Consider the following 21,347-nt stretch of genomic DNA (forward strand, 5'->3'; position numbering starts at 1 on the left):
GGGCCTCATTATTTCGTGGTCTGGCGCAGCAGCATGGTGCCACCGCGCTGGGTAAATTCAAGTTTGTTCAGTGCGCTCATGCCGAGCAGCACTTGATTGCCGTGCAAACCGGGCGCCACCAGCGCGCGAACGTCACGCAGCACGATGGCGCCCAGTTGCAGCCGGTCGAGGCGGGTTCGATAGCCCTCGCTCAAGCCATTGGCCGTGCTCAGGGTCACCCCGAAGCCTTTTTCCAGCTTCAATCGTTCAGCCATTTCGGCTGGGATCGACACATCGGTTGCGCCGGTATCGAGCATGAACTCCACGGGCTGGCCGTTGATCTGGCCGGTGGCGACAAAATGCCCCTGGCTGTTGCCGATCAGCTTCACCTCGATAAAACCCTGGCCCTGCTCAGAGCTGACGACGGTGTTGGGATTTTGTTGACGCTCCTCCCATTGACCGAAGAACCGCGTCGCCAGAAACAGCGCGGCGCCCCAGGCCAGCACCATCAACACCCGACCGGCGCGTTTGCCCGGCGGTTGCTGACTCATGGCTTGGCACTCCAGCCACCTTCAGGCGCGGCAAAGCGCCACACAATCGGGCGCACCTCGCCGTCGGCACGTGCACCGTTGTTGTTGTCGATACCGATCCAGGCACCGTCGACGTCGATGATCAGCGCTTCCGCCAGCCCAAAGGGCTGTGAATAACGACGATTTTCCTGCAAGGCCTCGGCGGCAAACGACCAGCAGCGCTCGACCTTGGCCGTCACCGCATCACGGCGGCAGATCTGGAAGGCATTGCGCTCAAGGGTAAACAGTTTGCCGTCAAACAATGACAGATCAGCAAAATCCCGAGGGCGCGCTCTGGCGTGGGGAAATTGCGCTGGCTGCATTTCCATCCCGCCTTCACTCAGCAGCACACAGCTACCGTCGCAGTCCCACACTGTTTGCTGGCGCTTGATCAGCAGCAAACCGCGGCGCTCACGTTCGGCGGCCAGCCACAGCGTGTCACCGGCCGGATTGATCGCCAAGCCTTCAAATAATGCATTGAAGTGCAACAACATGCCGCTCGCCCGCGCTTCGCGAACCAGCATCGGCGAGATTTTCAGCCAGGACGCAGGCCCGGTTGGCGGTACTTGCAACACCGCGGCGTGGCCTTCGCTGACGATGTAACGATTGCCCGCGCTGTCACAGGTGATGCCTTCGAAATCCAGATCCCCGCCCCGCACGAACGATGCCGCCCAAGTCCGCGCGCGCAAGCCCCAAGGCAAACCGGTGTCGGGCACCAGGGGTACGTCAATGTGCACGGTTTCGGCTTGCCAGGTGGGGTTGCGGGTGTCGAGGCGATAGATTTGATCATCGTCGCGATCCGAAACGGTCCACAGCTCCTTGCCACACTGGGCCAACCCTGACAGATTGCCGCCGCGCATGCCGTCGACGGCATGTTCGGACAACAGGCGCAGCTCTGGCGCAGGCTCGGCAGAAACCGTCACCGAAGTCAGCAGCAACGCACACGCCAGGGCCCAGCCAAAGCGCATCAGCCCAAAACCTCGGCCAGGTTGCCTTTGGATTCCAGCCAGGTCTTGCGATCGCCCGCGCGTTTTTTCGCCAGCAACATATCCATCATTTCCGAGGTTTCGGCGAAATCTTCACCCAGCGTCAGTTGCACCAGGCGCCGCGTGTTCGGGTCCATGGTGGTTTCGCGCAACTGTGGCGGGTTCATTTCACCCAGCCCCTTGAATCGGGTGACCTGCGGCTTGCCACGTTTCTTCTCGGCCACCAGGCGATCGAGGATGCCGTCGCGCTCGGCCTCGTCGAGGGCGTAGTAGATTTCTTTGCCCAGGTCGATACGGTACAGCGGCGGCATGGCGACGTAGACGTGACCGGCATCCACCAGCGGGCGGAAATGCTGGACGAACAAGGCGCAGAGCAAGGTTGCGATGTGCAGACCGTCGGAGTCGGCGTCGGCGAGGATGCAGATCTTGCCGTAACGCAACTGGCTCATGTCCGCCGCGCCCGGGTCGACACCAATCGCCACGGCGATGTTGTGCACTTCCTGGCTGGCCAGCACTTCGCTGCCGTCGACTTCCCAGGTGTTCAGGATCTTGCCGCGCAACGGCAGGATCGCCTGAAACTCTTTGTCCCGCGCCTGCTTGGCCGAACCACCGGCGGAATCACCTTCCACCAGGAACAACTCGGAACGCATCGGGTCTTGCCCGGCGCAGTCGGCGAGTTTGCCCGGCAATGCCGGCCCTTGGGTAATGCGTTTACGCTCGACCTTCTTGCTGGCCTTCAGACGACGGCCGGCGTTGTTGATCGCCAGTTCAGCCAGCAACATGCCGGTTTCCGGGTTGGCGTTGAGCCACAGGCTGAAAGCATCCTTGACCACACCGGAAACGAAGGCGGCCGCTTCACGGGAGGACAGGCGCTCCTTGGTCTGGCCGGAGAATTGCGGTTCCTGCATCTTCATCGACAGGACGAAAGCGATACGCTCCCAGACGTCTTCCGGCGCCAGCTTCACACCACGCGGCAACAGGCTGCGGAACTCGCAGAACTCGCGCATGGCGTCGAGCAAGCCCTGACGCAGACCGTTGACGTGAGTACCGCCCTGGGCTGTCGGGATCAGGTTGACGTAGCTTTCCTGAACGCTGTCGCCGCCCTCGGGCAACCACAGCAACGCCCAATCGACGGCTTCCTTGTTACCGGCCAGGCTGCCGCAGAACGGCTCGTCAGGCAGGCGTTCGAATTCGCTGACCGCGTCTACCAGGTAGGAGCGCAGGCCGTCTTCGTAATGCCATTCGACTTTCTCGCCGGTGGCCTTGTCTTCAAAACTGACCAGCAACCCTGGGCACAGAACGGCCTTGGCCTTGAGCACATGCTTGAGGCGGCTGATGGAGAATTTCGGTGAATCGAAATACTTCGGGTCCGGTGCGAAGAACACGCTGGTGCCGGTATTGCGCTTGCCGACGGTGCCGATGACTTCCAGCTCGGTTTTCTTGTAACCGTCGGCGAAGGTCATCTGGTATTCGTTGCCGTCGCGTTTTACACGCACCCGGACTTCGGTCGACAAGGCGTTGACCACGGAAATACCCACCCCGTGCAAACCGCCGGAGAACTGGTAGTTCTTGTTGGAAAACTTGCCGCCCGCATGGAGTTTGGTGAGGATCAGCTCGACGCCCGAAACACCCTCTTCCGGGTGAATGTCCACCGGCATGCCACGGCCGTCATCGCTGACTTCCAGGGAGTGATCGGCGTGCAGGATGACCTGCACCGACGTTGCATGCCCGGCCAAGGCTTCGTCGACGCTGTTGTCGATGACTTCCTGGGCGAGGTGGTTCGGCCGACTGGTGTCGGTGTACATGCCGGGGCGTTTGCGCACCGGGTCGAGGCCCGAGAGGACTTCGATGGCGTCTGCGTTATAAGAGCTAGCGCTGGGAGTGGCCATGGGGTCTCGTCGTCAGTGTTCAGTGAAAATAGGGGGCAATGATCACAGTGCTGTGAAATCGATCGCCTGATACAAATCTGCGCCGATGCCGGCAAAACTCAATATTGCCGGCAGTTGCGCGGCAAAACCCTGGAAACTATGGTCGCCGCCGGCCTGAATGCGCAAGGCACAGGCCCGGTAATATTGCTGGGCGAGGCGATAGTCCAGTGTTTCATCGCCAGTTTGCAACCATACCTGAAACCGCTGCGGATCCTGGGGCGCCGGCACTTCCAGCTCGGCCAGGGCCGTCACGTGGTCGTGGGTCATTTCCCAGGTCTCATCGGTATACAGGTTTTTCTGCGTCCCCAGAAACCCGTCGAACATCCGGTGTGGGCTGACGGCAGGGTTGATCAACAGGGCTTTCAAGCCATGGCGCTCGGCCAAGTGAGTCGCATAGTAGCCGCCGAGTGAGCTGCCGACCAGCAGTGGCCGCCCCAGCTCCACAATCGCCTGTTCCAGCTGAGCGATGGCCTCACGGGGATGGTGATGCAGGGCCGGTACACGCAACTGATCGCTCAAGCCCAGCCGTTCCATCACATTCATCAACTGACAGGCCTTTTTCGACGCCGGCGCGCTGTTAAAACCATGGATATAAAGGATCGAACCAGACATTTGAGCTCCCTGTGCGTCGGGTAAAGAAGGCGGAGTTTACAGGGACTCGGGGGGAATCGGGGACATGCGTGGGATTCATGTCGCCTGAGCGAATGCCATCGCGGGCAAGCTCGCAATGGCCACGCCTCGGCCTTTGAAAATGACAAAGAAATCAGTAGCCGTTGGAGCCGTAATCAATCTGGAAATCGAACCCGGTCACGCGCTCAACGCCAGTTTCAAGCTGACCATCGGGCAACAGCCGCAACCACCGATACCCCGGCGCCTGCTCACTCACCTTGAAATCGTCGCTGCCCGGCTCGAACTGGATGCAGGTCGAGGGCGATGCGATCAGGCGAACACCGTTGCGCATCTGGTCAATTTCCTGATGAACATGCCCCCAAAGCACCGCACGCACCTGCGGAAATCGATCCAGCACCGCGAACAACGCCTCTGGATTGCGCAATCCAATGGGCTCCATCCACGCACACCCGATCGACACCGGATGATGATGGAAACACACCAGATGATGCCGCTGCGGCGCCTCGCTCAACGAGCGCACGAGCAATTGCAACTGCTCATCCTGCAAATACCCCGGCACCGACCCCGGCACCGCCGAATCGAGCAACGTAACCCGCCAGTTGCCGATGTCCACCACCGGCTCCAGCAGCGCACTTTGCACGGCGGCCTCGGCCATGATCCGCGGCTCGTCATGATTACCGGGAATCCAGCGCGCCGGGGCATCGATCTGCCGCGTCAGGTCGCGAAACAACTGGTATGACTCCAGCGTCCCGTCCTGGGACAGATCACCACTGGCGATCATCAGATCGATCCGCGGCTGCTGCTTCAATACCAGCTCGATCACCTGTTGCAGGCTGTCGCGGGTATTCATGCCCAGCAACGTCGCGTCCGCCTCGGCAAACAGATGACTGTCGGAGAGTTGCACCAGCAACGCCGGATCGGCGGTGGTCAAAGTGGATACGCTCGGCAAGGCGTTCTCCCAGGGCGTGATCACGGGATTGGAAAGTGCCGCAATTATGCTGGGGGACGATCAAAAGAGGAAACCTGTGAACCGGAAGCAGTTCACAACTACACAGCACTCTTAGCGCACAACGGCGTACTCGTGTCCGCAAGCCAGGCAATGACTCAGCCATTCCCCCAGGAACAGATTGAGTTGAGCCTTTTCGTCCGGCTGATGCATCGCGGCGTTCGGGTAAGGATAGATGCCGCGAAAGCGTCGTGCATGTTCGGCACTGATAACTTCAGCCATGCGCGCGTCGTGATACACCTGCACTTCCAGTTGCGGCACCGGCAACCAGGGCAGGCTGTGTTCCTGACGCACTTGCAGGGTGGTGGTGTATGGACAGGCTTGCAGCACTTCCAGGGCCAGCACGCCAAGCATCTGGTCACCCTGGGTCACGGCAATGCGCCGGGCCGCCGGATCGTTGCGCATGTCCGGCAACAGTCGCATCAGGCGCGCGTAGTTGGCCTCGCAGGAAGCTTGCAGCCCCACCAGATCAACCCGATAGCGATCGCGCAGCTTGTTTACGACCATAACCCCCTCACTTCCACGCGGTTCAAAGCCAGCCATTGCAAGGCAATGATGCTCGCCGCGTTGGCAATACGTCCGTCACGCACGGCTTGCAGGGCATCTTCGAAAGCCCAGACCGTGACGCGAATATCTTCTGCCTCTTCCTCCAGCCCATGCAGGCCGCCAACCCCGGCACTGTCACAACGCCCCAGATACAAATGCACAAACTCATTACTGCCACCCGGCGATGGAAAATATTTGGTCATCGGCCAGAGCGCCCCGAATACAAGTCCAGCTTCCTCCTGCGCTTCGCGGTGAGCAACTTCTTCCGGTATTTCATCCTTGTCGATCAGACCGGCGACCAGTTCGATCAGCCACGGATTGTCGGTCTTGCCCATGGCGCCGACGCGAAACTGCTCGATCAGCACCACTTCGTCGCGCTGTGGATCATAAGGCAGCACACACACCGCATCGTGGCGCAAGAACACTTCACGATTGATCTCGCGACTCATGCCACCGTCGAACAATTCGTGGCGCAAGTGCACGCGGTCGAGCTTGTAGAAGCCCTCGTAGCACTTTTCACGCCGAACGATATCAACGGCGGTCGGAATGGCGTTGGCAAAATCAGTCATGACAATCCTCGTTTACTGCAAATCCGTTACGAGGCTCCTTTTGGTTACTTGCAACCTCGACTTCGCGCCATCCTAACGCGCCCGCGATGTTTGATGCAGCCCCTTTACAGTCAGCGGGATAGACGGTGAGGGCGAAACCAACTCTAATTAGCTTAGTGGCGAACTGACTGCCTCGTTGAGAGTCGAAGCGGGTAACTTTTCGCCTTCCCCTGTTTCATTAAGGACGCCCATGTCGCTTTTCAAGATCGCCTCCGTGGCCGCCATCGCCCTGACCCTGGGTGCGTGCCAGAGTCTTTTCCAGCCCAATTACCGGGCGCCGCTGGAAACCACCCGCGACGCTTCCGAACAGCTGAAACCGGGTTGCGCCAACCCTGACTGCCCGCTGGTGAACATCGATACGCTGCACTTCCCGGCTGAGCCTGCGCTTGACGGCATCATCGAAAAACGTTTGCTGCAAATGACCCGCACCTCACCCGACGCCCCTGTAGCGCCGACGCTGGCAGCGTATCGCGAGCAATTTCTGAACAGCGCCGAGCCGCGCTACAGCAGCTACTTGCAAGCCAAGGTACGTGAGCAGCATGACGGCTTGGTGATCATTGAATTGTCCAGCTATCTGGACAGCGGCGGTGCCCATGGCACGCCGGGCCGCGGTTTCATCAACTACTCGCGTCAGCAGCATAAAGTGCTGACGCTGTCGGATATGGTGATCCCGGGGCAGGAAGAAGCGTTCTGGAAAGCGGCCCAAGTGGCGCACAACAGCTGGTTGATCAGCACCAAACTCGATCAGGAGCCAGAGTTCGTCAAGAGCTGGCCGTTCGTGAAAACCCAGAACGTAGCGTTGACGTACGGCGGGGTGATCCTCAAGTACGAGGTGAGCACCCTTGCGCCTTACGCATTGGGCCACGTCGAACTGAAGATCCCCTACCCACGCCTGAACGGCATTCTCAAGCTTGAGCTGTTTCCCGGCCGTAGCTGAAGGCTCGACCAAGCACCAGTTGCAGCAGCCCTGCCAGTACCAGCGACGGCAGGGTTGCGCCGATGTCCGGATAGAGATTGGCCAGCAAGTGATAGGTGCTCACCCCGCCCAGCCAGGCGAGCAACGCCGGCCAGCGCAAGGCAGCCGATGCCACACGGGCACTGCGTTTGCGCAGGATGAAGTGATCCACCAGCACCACGCCAAACAGCGGCGCAAACACCGAACCGATCAACAGCAGGAAATTCTGGTACTGGGCCAATGGCGCCAGGCATGCGATCAGCGTGCAGATCACGCCGATGGCCAAGGCCAGATGCTCGACTTTCAAGCGCAACAGAATCCCGCTGGACACCGCCGCCGAATGAATATCGGCAAAGGCATTTTCTGATTCATCCAACAGAATCAGCAGCAACGGAATCCCCAGGCCCGCACCGGCCAGCGCCAGCAGCAAGGCATTCACTTCACCACTCGGCGCAAACGCCAGGGTGTACGCCACGCCCAGGCTCATCAGCCAGAAGTTACCGATAAAGAAACCCAACGCCGTACCGCCGAAGACATTCTTCGCACGCCTGCCGAAGCGTGAGTAGTCGGCAATCAGCGGCAGCCAGGACAGCGGCATCGCGATCGCAATGTCAAAGCCCACGGCGAACGGCATCGAACCATCACCGGCCTGCGCCCACAGCGCGGCAAGGTCGGCCTTGGCGAACAGGTTCCAGGTCAGCCAGATGCACGCGGCCAGCAACAGCCAGATGCCCCACTTGCGCAGGATCTTGCGCACGAACGTCAGCGGACCGCTGACCGCCAGCAAGGTGGCCAGTGCACCGAAGAACAGCGTCCACAGCAATGGGTTCGACCACAGGCTGCCTTCGCTGAATGCACGGGCGCCGAGCAGGCTGGCGGCGTCGCGCATCACGATGATTTCGAACGAACCCCAACCGATCAGTTGCAGCAGGTTCAGCACCGCCGGAAGGCTTGCGCCTTTTGCACCGAGGCTGAGTTTGAGCGCGGCCATCGATGACAGGCCGGTGTCACTGCCGATCACGCCGACAGCGGCCAGCAACAGCACGCCGACCAGCGTGCCGAGAAAAATCGCCAGCAATGAACCGGACAGACCCAGACCCGGCGCGAGCAAAGCGCCGGTCTGCAATACCATCAGGCCGATGCCGAGGGAGAACCACAGGGAAAACAGATCACGACCGTCGAAGACGCGCTTGTCGGTCGGCACCGCGATGTCCGGGGAATAAGTGCTGGGTTGAATGCTCAAGGGTGTTATCTCAGAGGAACATGTGTTGTGGTGTTGACCACCCCTTGTGGCGAGGGAGCTTGCTCCCTCGCCACAAGGGTAAGCGGCGCACCCGAGTGCGCCGGTCAGATCAAACCTTCTTGTACAGCTGACTGCCTTCCTGCTTGAACCGCTCAGCCTGTTCCGCCAGTCCCTTGGCGACTTCGGCATCGACGGTTTCGATCCGCTGGTTGGCCGCATATTCACGGACTTCCTGGGTGATCTTCATCGAGCAGAATTTCGGCCCGCACATGGAGCAGAAGTGCGCGACCTTGGCCGAATCCTTCGGCAGGGTTTCATCGTGGTACGAGCGTGCGGTATCCGGATCGAGGCCCAGGTTGAACTGGTCTTCCCAACGGAATTCGAAACGCGCCTTGCTCAAGGCATTGTCGCGAATCTGTGCCCCCGGATGCCCTTTGGCCAGGTCGGCGGCGTGAGCGGCGATCTTGTAGGTGATGATCCCGGTCTTCACGTCATCCTTGTTCGGCAGGCCCAAGTGCTCTTTCGGCGTCACGTAGCAGAGCATGGCGCAACCGAACCAGCCGATCATCGCCGCACCGATACCGGAAGTGATGTGGTCGTAGCCTGGGGCGATGTCGGTGGTCAGTGGGCCGAGGGTGTAGAACGGCGCCTCGTCACAGCACTCCAGCTGCTTGTCCATGTTCTCTTTGATCAACTGCATCGGCACGTGGCCCGGGCCTTCGATCATGCACTGCACGTCGTGTTTCCAGGCGATTTTGGTCAGCTCGCCGAGGGTTTCCAGCTCACCGAATTGCGCTTCGTCGTTGGCGTCGGCAATCGAGCCCGGACGCAGGCCATCGCCCAGCGAGAAGCTGACGTCGTAGGCCTTCATGATTTCGCAGATGTCTTCGAAATGGGTGTAGAGGAAGTTTTCCTTGTGGTGCGCCAGGCACCACTTGGCCATGATCGAACCGCCACGGGAGACGATGCCGGTCACGCGCTTGGCAGTCAGCGGCACGTAGCGCAGCAACACGCCGGCGTGGATGGTGAAGTAGTCGACGCCCTGCTCGGCCTGTTCGATCAGTGTGTCGCGGAACAACTCCCAGGTCAGGTCTTCGGCGACGCCATTGACCTTCTCCAGTGCCTGATAGATCGGCACGGTACCGATCGGCACCGGCGAGTTACGGATGATCCATTCGCGGGTTTCGTGAATGTGTTTGCCGGTGGACAGGTCCATGACCGTGTCCGAACCCCAGCGAATGCCCCAGGTCAGTTTCGCCACTTCTTCTTCGATGGACGAACCCAAGGCACTGTTGCCGATGTTGCCGTTGATCTTCACCAGGAAGTTACGGCCGATGATCATCGGTTCCAGTTCGGTGTGGTTGATGTTGGCCGGAATGATCGCGCGACCGCGGGCGATCTCTTCACGGACGAATTCCGGGGTGATGATTTTCGGCACGCTGGCGCCAAAGCTGTGGCCGGCGTGTTGCTGGTCCAGCAGGCCGGCGGCGCGGGCCACTTCGAGCTTCATGTTTTCGCGGATGGCGACGTATTCCATCTCGGCGGTGATGATGCCTTTACGGGCGTAGTGCATCTGGCTGACGTTGGCACCCGGCTTGGCGCGGCGCGGGTTGTTGACGTGGGCGAAACGCAGCTTGGTCAGTTCCGGGTCAGCGAGGCGTTCCTGGCCGAAGTTGGAGCTCAGGCCGGACAGGCGCTCGGTGTCGCCACGGGATTCGATCCACGGCGACCGCACATCGCCCAGGCCTTTGCGCACATCGATGGTGACATTGGGGTCGGTGTACGGGCCCGAGGTGTCATACACCACCACCGGCGCGTTGATTTCGCCGCCGAAGTCAGTCGGGGTCACATCCAGGCTGATTTCGCGCATCGGCACGAGGATGTCCGGGCGTGTGCCCTGAACGTAGATTTTTTGCGAGCGGGTAAACGGCTGAACCGATTGCTGATCGACCTTGGCCGAGTCACTCAGGTTGGTTGCGATTTTTGATTTTGTAGTCATCACGGGCTCTCCAGACACACATCCAGGCAGTGGATTTTTGTCGGAGCGAACCTGTAAACGAATGGACGCACGGGCGCTGGAGATTCCAGCAGGTGCTGTGCTCAATGCTCGAGGGGTGTTCGATTGTCGAACAACATCCCGGACGAAGCACAAGAGGACTCGCCGGGTGACGAGAAATCTTGTTCCCTACGCAGGCGCTAACCTGATCAGGTTCAACGGGATCCGAAATTATTCGATCTCAGCCTCATAGCAAGGCACCCCGACAAGAACCCGGCCAGTCTAGACATAACCGGCAAAGAACGCCAACACCACGGTAAACACCATGATGAATGGCGCAATCAGCGGATTGTTGCCGTGCCTGCGTGCAACTACACTCGCTACGCCGTGCCGCGCCTTGACGCTCTGCCTTGACGCTGCAGGGCGCCGCACCGTAGCCTTGACGCTCAAATTATCAGCGTAATTTTTAGGGATGGCCTCATGCTGCGCAAACTCTCACTGGCCCTTGCCGTGTCTTGTGCGTCCAATGGAATGGCTTGGGCAGCAGAAGCGCCCTTATCGACCAAAACCGACCTGGTCAGCGTCTATCAGGAAGCGGTGGACAACAACGCCGATATCGCCGCCGCCCGTGCCCAATACGGCGCCCAGAAGGAAGTCGTGCCCCAGGCCCGCGCCGGGCTGCTACCCAACCTGTCGGCCGGTGCCGACATGAACAACACCCGTACCGCGCTCGATCAGCCATCGGTGACCTCGACCCGCAGCGGCACGGTGTATCAGGCGACCCTGTCGCAACCGATTTTCCGCGCCGACCGCTGGTTCCAGTTCCAGGCCGCCAAGGACGTCAACGAACAGGCCGCCTTACAACTCTCGGCCACCGAACAGAACCTGATCCTGCAAAGTGCCGAAAGCTACTTCAACGTGCTGCGCAGCCAGGACAACCTGGCCTCGACCAAAGCCGAAGAAGCAGCCTTCAAACGCCAGCTCGACCAGTCCAACGAGCGCTTTGACGTCGGCCTGTCGGACAAGACCGATGTGCTGCAATCCCAGGCCAGTTACGACACGGCGAGGGCCAACCGGATTCTCGCCCAGCGTCAGGTGGATGACGCGTTCGAAGCGCTGATCACCCTGACCAACCGTCAGTACAACTCGATCCAGGGCATCGTCCACACCTTGCCGATCCTGCCGCCGGCACCGAACGACGCCAAGGCTTGGGTCGATACCGCGGCCAAACAGAACCTGAATTTGCTGGCCAGCAACTACGCGGTGAGCGCCGCCGAAGAAACCCTCAAGCAGCGCAAGGCCGGGCATGCACCCACCCTGGATGCGGTCGCGCAATACAAGAAAGGTGATAACGACGCCCTCGGCTTTGAAAACCCGAGCGCGACCGGTGTGCGTTACGGTGGCGATGTCGAACAACGCACCGTCGGCCTGCAACTGAGCATCCCGATCTACAGCGGCGGACTGACCAGCTCCCAGGTGCGCGAGTCTTACTCACGGCTGGATCAGACCGAGCAACAACGCGAAGCCCTGCGTCGCCAGGTCGTGGAAAACACCCGCAATCTGCACCGCGCCGTGAACACCGACGTCGAGCAGGTGCAGGCGCGTCGGCAGTCGATTATTTCCAACCAGAGCGCGGTGGAAGCGACCGAAATCGGTTATCAGGTGGGGACGCGCAACATCGTCGACGTGCTCGATGCCCAGCGTCAGCTGTACACCTCGGTGCGCAACTACAACAACACCCGCTACGACTACATCCTCGACAATCTGCGCCTGAAGCAGGCCGCCGGCACCTTGAACCCGGGGGATTTGCAGGACCTGACGCGTTACCTCAAAGCCGACTACAACCCGGACAAGGACTTCTTGCCGCCGGATCTGGCGAAGGCTGCGGCGGAGCAGTTACGAGCTAATCCCGCTCATTAAAAGGTAAACCTGTGGCGAGGGAGCTTGCTCCCTCGCCACAATTGGTCGGTGACAAACTCAAGACTTGTCGATCAACCTGCCCAACCCATCCAGCAACCGCTGCAGCGCGCCCTGATTGGTGCGCATCACCTTCAGCCCCGCCTCCGCCATCCGTTGAGCATCACGCGGCAGTTCGAACAGCCGCTGCACCGCCAGTGCCAGACCTTCAGCATCATCGACCTCGGCCAGCGCCCCGGCGCTGCGCAACTGCGCGGCGATTTCGAAGAAGTTGAACAGGTGCGGCCCGCTGAGCACCGGTTTGGCCAAGGCCGCCGGCTCCAGCAGGTTATGGCCACCATTGGGCACCAGGCTGCCGCCGACGAAAGCGCTGTCGGCCAAGGCGTAGAGAAACAGCAACTCGCCCATGGTGTCGCCCAGCAACACCGAAGTGTCTGCAGTCACCGGCTCGCCCGTCGAACGCCGTACCGTGGTGAAACCTTTTTGCCGGCACAACTCAAACACCGGGTTGAAGCGCTCCGGATGACGCGGTACCAGAATCAACAAGGCATCGGGATGATTGGCCAACAGCCGACGATGGGCATCGAGCACCACTTCGTCTTCACCTTCATGGGTGCTCGCGGCGATCCACACCGGGCGATCCTGCGCCTGCCATTGTCCGCGCAGCTCGGCAGCACGCTGCAGCAGTTGCGGGTCGATGGTCAGGTCGAACTTGATCGAACCAGTCACTTCGACGGTTTCTGGGCGTGCACCCAAATCGCGGAAACGCTGCGCCTCGGCTTCGGTCTGCACTGCGAACAGGCTCATCTCGGCGAGCATCGGCCGGGTCAGTTTATGGAAGCGGCCATAACCTTTGGCCGAGTGCTCAGACAGTCGCGCATTGGCCAGGGCCACGGGAATTCCACGCTTGGCACACTGATGGATATGGTTGGGCCAGAGCTCGGTTTCCATGATCACCGCCAGTTTCGGCCGGGCCCTATCAAGGAATCGCGCCGCAGCGCAAGGCAAGTCATAGGGCAAATAGCAGTGCTGAATGCGCGGCTCGTTGGCAAACAGCGCCTGGATGCGCTCGGACCCGGTCGGGGTCATGCAGGTGACGGTGATCGGCAGCGTCGGATATCGCTGCAGCAAGGCACGGATCATCGGCGCCGCGGCAATGCTTTCGCCCACCGACACCGCGTGCACCCAAAGGCCGTCCGGCTTCATCGCCGGTAGCGCGAGGGAGAAACGCTCGCCAATGCGCTTGGCGTACGCCGGCGCCTTGCGCGCCCGCAACCAAAGCCGAATCGCTACCAATGGCAGCCCCAGGTAAAACAGCGCGGTGTAGAGGGTTCTATTCATGGCGGCGGAGTTTATCGGTTTTTTAGCCAATCGCCTGCAAGTGCACGGCAAAACGTTCCGCCAGCCAACGGGCTGCCGGGCCGAGGGGCTCGTCGCGGCGCCAGACCAGCTCCACAATCAATGCCGGCGGCGTCCATTCGCTGGTCAGTTCGACCATCAGATTCTGATACGCCGGGTACTGCACCACGTGGCGCGGCAGCCAGGCCCAGCCGAGGCCGCGCATCACCCATTCGGCCATCACATAGAAACTGTCGGCCCGCCAGACCTGCGGGCTGGCCGGCTCACTGCCGGGATAGACGCTGGACTGCGTGGACATCAGCAACTGTCGATGCTGCGCCAGTTGCTGGCAATTGACCTGCGTCTGTTGCGCCAATGGATGCCCCACGCCGCACACCGTGACCATTTCAACGCTGCCCAGCACTCGGCGCTCAAGGGCTTCGGGAATCTGCTCGTGATAAAACAGCAAGCCCAGGTCGGCCCGACGCTCCACCAGTTTGCGCGCGACATCACCCTGGGCCGCACTGGTCAGCTGCACTTCGAGGCTGGGAAATTGTTCGGCCAGGGCTTCGAAGCTTTCAACCACTGCCTGATAAGGCATTGCCTCGTCCTGAGCCACCCGCAAACTCGCTTCCTGGCCGCGCATCATCGCTAGTGCCCGGCCGTTGAGGCGCTCACATTGGCGCAGCACTTCCCGCGCCTCTTCAAGCAGCGCGGTGCCGGCTTCGGTGAGTTTCGGCTGGCGACCACTGCTGCGATCGAACAGGCTCACACCCAGGTCTTCTTCCAGCAGCGCAATCGAACTGCTGACCGCCGACTGCGCCTTGCGCTGATCCCGCGCCACCGCGGAAAAGGAACGTTGTTCCGCGACACTGACAAACAAGTGCAGCTGTTCCAGACTCCATTGCATATTCATGGCTCAACCCATCTCCAGAACAGATAGGTAATGACTTTACCGCATCTGGCGGATCTCTAGAATGCCGACCTCAGAAAGCAACACTTCATACGAGGATTGACCCATGACCGCTTACTACTACCTCGCAATTGCCATCTGCGCCGAAGTGATCGCCACCGTTTCGATGAAAGCGGTCAAAGGTATCAGCACGCCACTGCCGTTGCTGCTGGTCATCGTCGGTTACGGTATTGCTTTCGGGATGCTGACCCTGGTGGTGCGCAGCGTTCCGGTCGGCGTGGCCTACGCGGTGTGGGCCGGCATGGGCATCGTGATGGTCAGCGTCGCGGCGCTGTTTATCTACGGGCAGAAACTGGATGTGCCGGCAATGCTGGGGATGGCGTTGATTGTGCTGGGCGTCGTGGTTATTCAGCTGTTCTCGAAAACCGCGGGGCATTAACTGCCGACATCAACCTCTTGTGGCGAGGGGGCTTGCCCCCGTTGGGCCGCGAAGCGGCCCCGAATCCGGTCACCGCTTTTTTCTGACATATTGCGGCGGCAGGCTTTACGACTGCTGCGCAGTCGAACGGGGGCAAGCCCCCTCGCCACAATGGATCTCTTGATCGCCAGCAAAACCTCCAATCCATGAGTCTGTATACTGCGCCCTCGTCTTGAACACTGAGGTCGCTGCATGCCATCCGTTATTTCCACCGACGTTCTGATTGTCGGCGCTGGTGTCGCCGGCCTCTGGCTGAATGCACGCCTGCGCCGCCAGGGTTTCTCGACCGTGCTGGTGGAAAGTGCCAGCCTCGGTGGCGGGCAAAGCCTGAAGTCCCAGGGCATCATCCACGGCGGTGCCAAGTACGCATTGCACGGTGCCCTGACCGGCGCCTCGGAAGCCATTGCCGACATGCCGCGTCGCTGGCGTGAGGCGCTGGCCGGCGACGGTGAACTGGACCTGTCCGGCGTGCGTGTATTGTCCGATGCCCATTACCTCTGGTCCCCCGGCACCCTCGCTGGCAACCTCACCAGTTTTTTCGCCAGCAAAGCCGTGCGCGGGCGGGTCGATCAGGTCAAAGGTGATCAATTGCCGCCGGCGCTGCAAGACAAGCGCTTCAAGGGCAAGGTCTATCGCCTGACAGAACTGGTGGTCGACGTGCCAAGCCTGATCCAGCGCCTGGCCGACCTGGCTGGCGACGGTCTGTTGGCCGGTCAACACATCGAACCGCTGCTGGAGAATGGCGAACTGGTCGGTTTGAAAGTCGACGAACGCGAAATCCGCGCCCAGCGCATCGTTCTCAGTGCCGGTGCCGGCACCGCTGACCTGCTGACCGCGCTGGGCCTGAGCCAACCGGCCATGCAGCGCCGTCCCCTGCACATGATCATCGTCAAAGGCCCGAGCCTCAAACCGCTGTACGCCCACTGCCTGGGCGGCGGGCCGAAGCCTCGCGTCACCGTGACCACTCACCCGGCCGCCGATGGCCAGTGGGTCTGGTACGTGGGCGGCGACATCGCCGAAGCCGAAGGCGTGGCCCGCGAGCCAGCCGCGCAAATTGCCGCCGCCCAGAAAGAACTTGGCCAACTTCTGCCGTGGATCGACCTGAGCACCGCACAGTGGGCGACCTTGCGGGTCGAACGCGCCGAGCCGCTGCAATCGGGCCTGACCCGCCCGGACAACGCCTTCCTCGCCGAGCAGAATCGTCTGCTGGTGGGCTGGCCGACCAAACTGGCCCTGGCACCGGACTTCGCCGACCGCGTCTTCGCCACACTGCAACGCGACGGTATTCAGCCGAGCCATCCAGCCCCGCTGCCGGAACTGCCGAAACCGCCGATGGGCGTCCCTGCCTGGGAACAACTGCTGCCATGAGCCAACCGACCCTGCATGACCTGCATCGCCCGCTGGGCAGCACCGGCCTGCTGGTATCGCCCCTGGGCCTGGGCACAGTGAAACTTGGCCGCGATCAAGGGGTGAAATACCCCAACGGTTTTCAGATCCCCGGCGACGACGACGCCCGCAGGCTGCTCAAACTCGCGCGCGACCTGGGCATCAACCTGATCGACACCGCGCCGGCCTATGGCCGCAGTGAAGAGCGTCTCGGCCCGTTGCTGCGTGGGGAGCGTCAGGACTGGGTAATCGTCAGCAAGGTCGGTGAAGAGTTCGCCGATGGTCAGTCCCGCCATGATTTCAGCGCCGCGCATACCCGGTTCTCGGTGGAGCGCAGCCTGCAACGCCTGGAAACGGACTTTATCGATCTGGTGCTGGTGCATTCCGACGGCAACGACCTGGCGATCCTCAACGACAATGAGGTCTATGCGACCCTTGCCGAGCTCAAGCGCGAAGGCAAGATTCGCGGTTTCGGCTTTTCCGGTAAAACCGTCGAAGGCGGTTTGAAGGCTCTGGAACAAGGTGATTGCGCAATGGTCACCTACAATCTGAACGAACAGAACGAGAAGCCAGTCATTGACTATGCTGCTGCTCACGGCAAAGCGATCCTGGTCAAAAAGGCCCTGGCCAGCGGCCATGTGTGCCTGAGCCCGGGCGTTGATCCGGTGCGTGCCAGCTTCGAGTTGTTGTTTGAACACCCGGGGGTGGCCAGTGCTATTGTCGGGACCATCAATCCGCTGCACCTCGCCCATAACGTCGCGACCGTTGCCCAGGTCCTTCATAGGGTCTGTTGACGTTTGGTGACGACCGCGACGCTGGCCGTCAACAGACCCTAGCCATTGATGCCGCCCACGCGGCCTTAAGCAGGAGCCGACATGCCGCGTACGCTGATCAGAAAGAACCCGAGCAACTTCAAGACCCTGCCGCTGTTCGTCGAAGCCACACCCGAAGGTTTGAGTTATCAGAGCGTCGGGATGCCGTTGAATTTTTCCCAGACCCTGCAACGCCGCCGTCCGGTGACGGTGGCCGACAGCGAACGGTTTGCCCTGGAGCTGGCGAACCTCGGGGTTTCGGTGCGCCTGACCCTGCATTGGCAGAATCGCGACTACTGGGTGTTGGTGCGTCAGCGTCGGCAGGATCGCGGCGACGTGGTGCTCAAGCTGATCTCCGGCTACGTGCCGGCCCATGAGCTGAACCTGCCGTTGCACACGGCGACCCAGGAAATTGCCGAAGAGTGCCTGCTGGAAACCCCGGAGGGCTGGCTCAGCGGGCGCTTCAACGAAACCTGGCTGCCAGCGCCCTACTCGGCTGCCCTGCACTACCGCGAAGCCCTGCCGTTTCGCCTGACACCACTCTCCGGCTCGGCGCGGCCGGTGCGCTGCGCGAACATGCCGCTGATCGAACGTCCCCGGGCCTACGTGCACTTGCCGACAGCCTCGCTGCAATTGATCTACGATTTGCGCCTGGACGTGCCCAAGGAAGCCAAATCCCTGAGCCTGTTCCATGTCGACGAGCGGCTGGAGGGCGATCAACTGGTGGCCCGGCTCGATCGCAAACGCCCCGATTTGTACTTGATGCCACTGCAGGACGGTCAGCCGATGGCCGAGCTCTATACCCTGAAAAAGGATCACCTGTACCCGGCGAGTACCCGCGGGTTGTATCTGGCGGAGAGTTTTGCCCGGCAGGAAGGCTGGCTGGTGAGGGATGAACGGATTCGCTGGAAGGATTGGGTGCGACAGCAGGGTTTGACCCCACCGGGGAAGGATTCGGGTTTGGCCCGGTTACGCGGGAAGGCGAAACAACTGCTGAAAAGAATCGTGCCGCGCAAGGCAGCACGATAGAACACTTGTGGCGAGGGGGCTTGCCCCCGTTGGGCCGCGAAGCAACCCCTGATCCGGTCACCGCGGTTTTACTGACATATCGCAGCGGGAGGTTTTACGACTGCTTCGCAGCCGAACGGGGGCAAGCCCCCTCGCCACAGCAAGCCCTCATCCAAAATCAGTGATTGCGAATCTTCTCGACAATCGCCGTGGTTGAGCTGTTTTCCACCAGCCCCAGCACTTTCACGGTCCCGCCGTAAGCGCTGACGATGTCCGCGCCAACCACTTGGTCGATCCCGTAATCACCGCCCTTGACCAGTACATCCGGCTTGACCGCACGCAGCAGGTTTTCGGGAGTGCCTTCAGAGAAGCTGATCACCCAATCCACGGCGCCTAAACCTGCCAGTACCGCCATGCGACGGTCGACGCTGTTGATCGGCCGACCCGGCCCTTTCAAGCGGCTCACCGACGCATCGTCATTGACCGCCACGATCAGGCGATCACCCTGGGCGCGCGCCTGTTCGAGGTAAGTCACGTGGCCGGCATGCAGGATGTCGAAGCAACCGTTGGTGAACACGATCTTCTCTTTGTGTGCTCGCGCGTCATCGACCGCCAGCAGCAACTGCTCGAGGCCCAGCACACCGCGCTCGGAGCCTTCCTCACGCTGAATCGCGCGACGCAGTTCCGGTGCGCTGATGGCAGCAGTACCGAGCTTGCCAACCACGATGCCCGCCGCCAGATTAGCCAGGGCCACCGCATGAGGCAGCTCTTCGCCAGCGGCGATCGCCGCCGCCAGGGTAGAAATCACCGTGTCGCCGGCGCCAGTCACGTCGAACACTTCACGGGCACGGGCCGGCAGGTGCAGTGCCGGATGATCCGGGCGCAACAAGGTCATGCCGTGCTCGCCACGGGTTACCAGCAACGCACCGAGGTCGAGGTCGTGCATCAGTTGCGCGCCCTTGCTCACCAGATCGTGCTCATCGGCACAACCGCCAACAATGGTTTCAAACTCGCTGAGGTTCGGGGTGATCAGGCTCGCACCGCGGTAGATCGAGAAATCCTTGCCCTTGGGATCAGCCAGTACCGGAATGCCCCGGGCACGGGCGGCCTGGATCAGTACCTGATGGTTTTTCAGCGCACCTTTGCCATAGTCGGACAGCACCAGCACCTTGATGCCTTCGAGCAATTCGTCGACTTGCTCGCCCAGCGCCAGGGCGTCGGTTGCGAAGGATTCTTCGAAGTCGATACGCAGCAATTGCTGGTGACGGCTCATGACCCGCAGCTTGACGATGGTCGGCTGGTGCGCAATGCGCTGGAACAACGCTCGCACGCCAGCGCCCTTGAGGCTATTGACCAGGCTGTCGGCGGCTTCGTCGTCGCCGGTCACACCGACCAGCGAGGCCGGCGCACCGAGCGCGGCAATGTTCAAGGCAACGTTGGCGGCACCGCCCGGGCGGTCCTCGATGTGATCGACCTTGACGACCGGTACCGGCGCCTCAGGGGAGATCCGTGAGGTACCACCATGCCAGTAACGGTCGAGCATGACATCGCCGACCACCAAGACAGGGGCTTGATTGAATCGCGGCATGGACAACTTCATGGAGCAACCCACATACAAAATGAACAGGGGCGCGATATTAACACAGGGTTGGTGCTGGCTTGCTGGACGGCTGCAACCTGATGAATCAGCGGGGGTTTCTGATCATTTATTGAGCAGAAATTGTGATAAACGACGGCAAGCATCTTCAAGTTGCAGCACCTGGGTATCGATCTCGCACTCCGCCGTCAGCGGCGCCTCATAAGGGCTGTCGATACCCGTAAAGTCCTTGATCCGCCCTTGCCGGGCCGCTTGATACAAGCCTTTGGGGTCGCGTTGCGCGCATACCGCGAACGGCGTGCTCACATACACCTCAATGAAATCACCCTCAGCAAACAACCGACGGGCAGCGTCTCGCTCGGCTCGAAACGGCGAGATCGCCGCGACAATCACAATCAAACCCGCGTCGACCATCAGCCGCGCCACCTCGGCCACGCGTCGAATGTTTTCCCGGCGACACTTGGCACTCATCCCAAGATCGCGGCACAGGCCATTGCGCAAGTTGTCACCATCAAGCAGAAACGTGTGCAGCCCATGCCGATTCAGTTGCAGCTCCAGCGCATTGGCCAGGGTCGACTTGCCCGCGCCTGAAAGGCCCGTCAGCCAGAGGCAGCGCGGGTGCTGGGATTTGATAACCGCGCGGTCGTGGTTCGACAGCGATAAATCGTAAGGCCTGATCTCCGGAACAGGCATCGACAGGGTCTCATTCATAACCGAGCATTTCGTAATCGCGCTGGTACACCCGTCGCACCAGCCGACGGGTACGCACCGAGCAGAAATCGCGGGCAAGCATCGGACGCCGCTGTTGCGAGCCGTTGAGGTGAGGTAACACCACCGAGTGGCCTAACTGTTCGCAGACCAAGCGAAAATCTCGCTCCAGATGCTCCTGGTAGCCGATGAAATCCGGGGCCAGATGCCCCAGAGAGTCGGTCAGAAAATCCGTTTGCGCGGCAAAATGTATTTGTCGGCTGATCGTCTCCGAATGCAGCCAGCGAGCGACGAAATCATCGAAGTCGCGGTAGTGGCTGACCAGCTGCTGCGCCGCCTGGTCGCGCCGACCCAACTCGTTGCCGCGCAAAAAGGCATAAGCCGAGTAAGCCCTTTCCAGCGGATCACGAACGAAGGCGAACTTAAAACTGGTGGCAAACTGTTCGGGGAATTGCTGCTCGTACCAATACAACGGCAAGTGCCCAGGGCTCCAGCCATCGAACAGCGCTGCACACACACTGCTCCCGGCACATTTGGGGACATGAATGAATAGACAGGAATGCTGTTCGAAGGCCTGAGGAAACCCCAGATTGGCCGACATGGATTTGTTGACCACCTGACGGTCCACGACCGACAGGCGCCCCAGCAGAAAAGCCCGCTGCGACTTGGGCAAGAGCTTCCAGAGATAGCGTTGCAGCATGGCAGTACCCGCGCGAAAGGGTTGCCCCATCGCTTGAAGTCAAA

General features: G+C 61.0%; 20 protein-coding genes and 1 riboswitch. Of the genes, 6 read left to right on the forward strand and 14 right to left on the reverse strand.

Annotated features, from left to right (window positions below; all coding sequences use genetic code 11):
* Positions 1 to 8: 8 nt before the first annotated feature.
* From AC1RL4_RS20220 to AC1RL4_RS20250, 7 genes are all read right to left on the reverse strand, one after another.
* Positions 9 to 530 carry a retropepsin-like aspartic protease family protein gene (locus AC1RL4_RS20220; RefSeq protein ID WP_018928522.1) on the reverse strand — a complete coding sequence of 174 codons (522 nt, stop codon included), beginning with the start codon at positions 528 to 530 and terminating at the stop codon, positions 9 to 11.
* Positions 527 to 1,516: an esterase-like activity of phytase family protein gene (locus AC1RL4_RS20225; protein ID WP_019582187.1), complete on the reverse strand. Its 990-nt coding sequence runs from the start codon at positions 1,514 to 1,516 to the stop codon at positions 527 to 529. The genes AC1RL4_RS20220 and AC1RL4_RS20225 overlap by 4 nt, the downstream gene beginning before the upstream one ends.
* On the reverse strand, positions 1,516 to 3,423 hold the full coding sequence (gene parE, locus AC1RL4_RS20230) for a DNA topoisomerase IV subunit B (protein WP_019582186.1): 1,908 nt from the start codon (positions 3,421 to 3,423) through the stop codon (positions 1,516 to 1,518). Before parE ends, AC1RL4_RS20225 begins: the two co-directional genes overlap by 1 nt.
* A gap of 42 nt (positions 3,424 to 3,465) precedes the next feature.
* Complete coding sequence (locus AC1RL4_RS20235) at positions 3,466 to 4,074, reverse strand: YqiA/YcfP family alpha/beta fold hydrolase (protein WP_018928525.1); 609 nt, start codon at positions 4,072 to 4,074, stop codon at positions 3,466 to 3,468.
* A gap of 151 nt (positions 4,075 to 4,225) precedes the next feature.
* Positions 4,226 to 5,041, reverse strand: coding sequence for a 3',5'-cyclic-AMP phosphodiesterase (gene cpdA, locus AC1RL4_RS20240; RefSeq protein ID WP_230174558.1), 816 nt, complete (start codon positions 5,039 to 5,041; stop codon positions 4,226 to 4,228).
* Positions 5,042 to 5,152: 111 nt separating this feature from the next.
* Positions 5,153 to 5,605, reverse strand: a complete 453-nt coding sequence (locus AC1RL4_RS20245) for a DUF1249 domain-containing protein (RefSeq protein ID WP_007939629.1) — start codon at positions 5,603 to 5,605, stop codon at positions 5,153 to 5,155.
* Positions 5,596 to 6,213, reverse strand: coding sequence for an NUDIX domain-containing protein (locus AC1RL4_RS20250; RefSeq protein WP_007939630.1), 618 nt, complete (start codon positions 6,211 to 6,213; stop codon positions 5,596 to 5,598). The genes AC1RL4_RS20245 and AC1RL4_RS20250 overlap by 10 nt, the downstream gene beginning before the upstream one ends.
* Before the next feature lie 229 nt (positions 6,214 to 6,442).
* Between AC1RL4_RS20250 and AC1RL4_RS20255 the strand changes: the two genes are divergently transcribed.
* Entirely contained in the window at positions 6,443 to 7,189 is a 747-nt protein-coding gene (locus tag AC1RL4_RS20255) for an RsiV family protein (RefSeq protein ID WP_230174560.1), read from the forward strand.
* On the opposite strand, the gene cytX is transcribed toward AC1RL4_RS20255, so the two are convergent.
* Positions 7,158 to 8,450, reverse strand: a complete 1,293-nt coding sequence (gene cytX, locus AC1RL4_RS20260; protein ID WP_230174562.1) for a putative hydroxymethylpyrimidine transporter CytX — start codon at positions 8,448 to 8,450, stop codon at positions 7,158 to 7,160. The genes AC1RL4_RS20255 and cytX overlap by 32 nt on opposite strands.
* Before the next feature lie 109 nt (positions 8,451 to 8,559).
* A complete protein-coding gene (gene thiC / locus AC1RL4_RS20265; RefSeq protein ID WP_064615999.1) occupies positions 8,560 to 10,449 on the reverse strand; it encodes a phosphomethylpyrimidine synthase ThiC in 1,890 nt (629 codons plus the stop codon).
* Positions 10,450 to 10,615: 166 nt separating this feature from the next.
* Positions 10,616 to 10,721: riboswitch (TPP riboswitch) on the reverse strand.
* 205 nt (positions 10,722 to 10,926) lie between these two features.
* Between thiC and AC1RL4_RS20270 the strand changes: the two genes are divergently transcribed.
* Positions 10,927 to 12,366 carry a TolC family outer membrane protein gene (locus AC1RL4_RS20270; protein ID WP_019582181.1) on the forward strand — a complete coding sequence of 480 codons (1,440 nt, stop codon included), beginning with the start codon at positions 10,927 to 10,929 and terminating at the stop codon, positions 12,364 to 12,366.
* 57 nt (positions 12,367 to 12,423) lie between these two features.
* Here AC1RL4_RS20270 and waaA read toward each other — a convergent pair whose 3' ends face one another.
* A complete protein-coding gene (gene waaA / locus AC1RL4_RS20275; protein ID WP_230174564.1) occupies positions 12,424 to 13,704 on the reverse strand; it encodes a lipid IV(A) 3-deoxy-D-manno-octulosonic acid transferase in 1,281 nt (426 codons plus the stop codon).
* A 22-nt stretch (positions 13,705 to 13,726) separates the two neighbouring features.
* The gene (locus AC1RL4_RS20280) at positions 13,727 to 14,617 is read right to left on the reverse strand and encodes a LysR family transcriptional regulator (RefSeq protein ID WP_018928534.1); all 891 of its coding nucleotides are present in this window, start codon (positions 14,615 to 14,617) and stop codon (positions 13,727 to 13,729) included.
* Positions 14,618 to 14,720: 103 nt separating this feature from the next.
* Between AC1RL4_RS20280 and AC1RL4_RS20285 the strand changes: the two genes are divergently transcribed.
* From AC1RL4_RS20285 to AC1RL4_RS20300, 4 genes are all read left to right on the forward strand, one after another.
* Positions 14,721 to 15,053, forward strand: coding sequence for a DMT family transporter (locus AC1RL4_RS20285; RefSeq protein WP_007939639.1), 333 nt, complete (start codon positions 14,721 to 14,723; stop codon positions 15,051 to 15,053).
* A gap of 231 nt (positions 15,054 to 15,284) precedes the next feature.
* Complete coding sequence (locus tag AC1RL4_RS20290) at positions 15,285 to 16,460, forward strand: NAD(P)/FAD-dependent oxidoreductase (protein WP_230174565.1); 1,176 nt, start codon at positions 15,285 to 15,287, stop codon at positions 16,458 to 16,460.
* Complete coding sequence (locus AC1RL4_RS20295) at positions 16,457 to 17,272, forward strand: aldo/keto reductase (RefSeq protein ID WP_019582178.1); 816 nt, start codon at positions 16,457 to 16,459, stop codon at positions 17,270 to 17,272. The genes AC1RL4_RS20290 and AC1RL4_RS20295 overlap by 4 nt, the downstream gene beginning before the upstream one ends.
* A gap of 81 nt (positions 17,273 to 17,353) precedes the next feature.
* A complete protein-coding gene (locus AC1RL4_RS20300) occupies positions 17,354 to 18,319 on the forward strand; it encodes a hypothetical protein (protein WP_019582177.1) in 966 nt (321 codons plus the stop codon).
* A 157-nt stretch (positions 18,320 to 18,476) separates the two neighbouring features.
* Here the strand turns inward: AC1RL4_RS20300 and hldE are convergent, their stop codons facing one another.
* The 3 genes from hldE to AC1RL4_RS20315 form a co-directional block, all read right to left on the reverse strand.
* Positions 18,477 to 19,898 (reverse strand): bifunctional D-glycero-beta-D-manno-heptose-7-phosphate kinase/D-glycero-beta-D-manno-heptose 1-phosphate adenylyltransferase HldE, encoded by a 1,422-nt coding sequence (gene hldE / locus AC1RL4_RS20305; RefSeq protein ID WP_019582176.1) that lies wholly within the window; start codon positions 19,896 to 19,898, stop codon positions 18,477 to 18,479.
* Between the two features lie 102 nt (positions 19,899 to 20,000).
* A complete protein-coding gene (gene cysC / locus AC1RL4_RS20310; protein WP_026331927.1) occupies positions 20,001 to 20,606 on the reverse strand; it encodes an adenylyl-sulfate kinase in 606 nt (201 codons plus the stop codon).
* A complete protein-coding gene (locus AC1RL4_RS20315) occupies positions 20,599 to 21,303 on the reverse strand; it encodes a sulfotransferase family 2 domain-containing protein (protein WP_026331926.1) in 705 nt (234 codons plus the stop codon). Before AC1RL4_RS20315 ends, cysC begins: the two co-directional genes overlap by 8 nt.
* Between the last annotated feature and the right edge of the window lie 44 nt (positions 21,304 to 21,347).

This window comes from Pseudomonas sp. GW822-FHT07A10, from assembly GCF_058798795.1.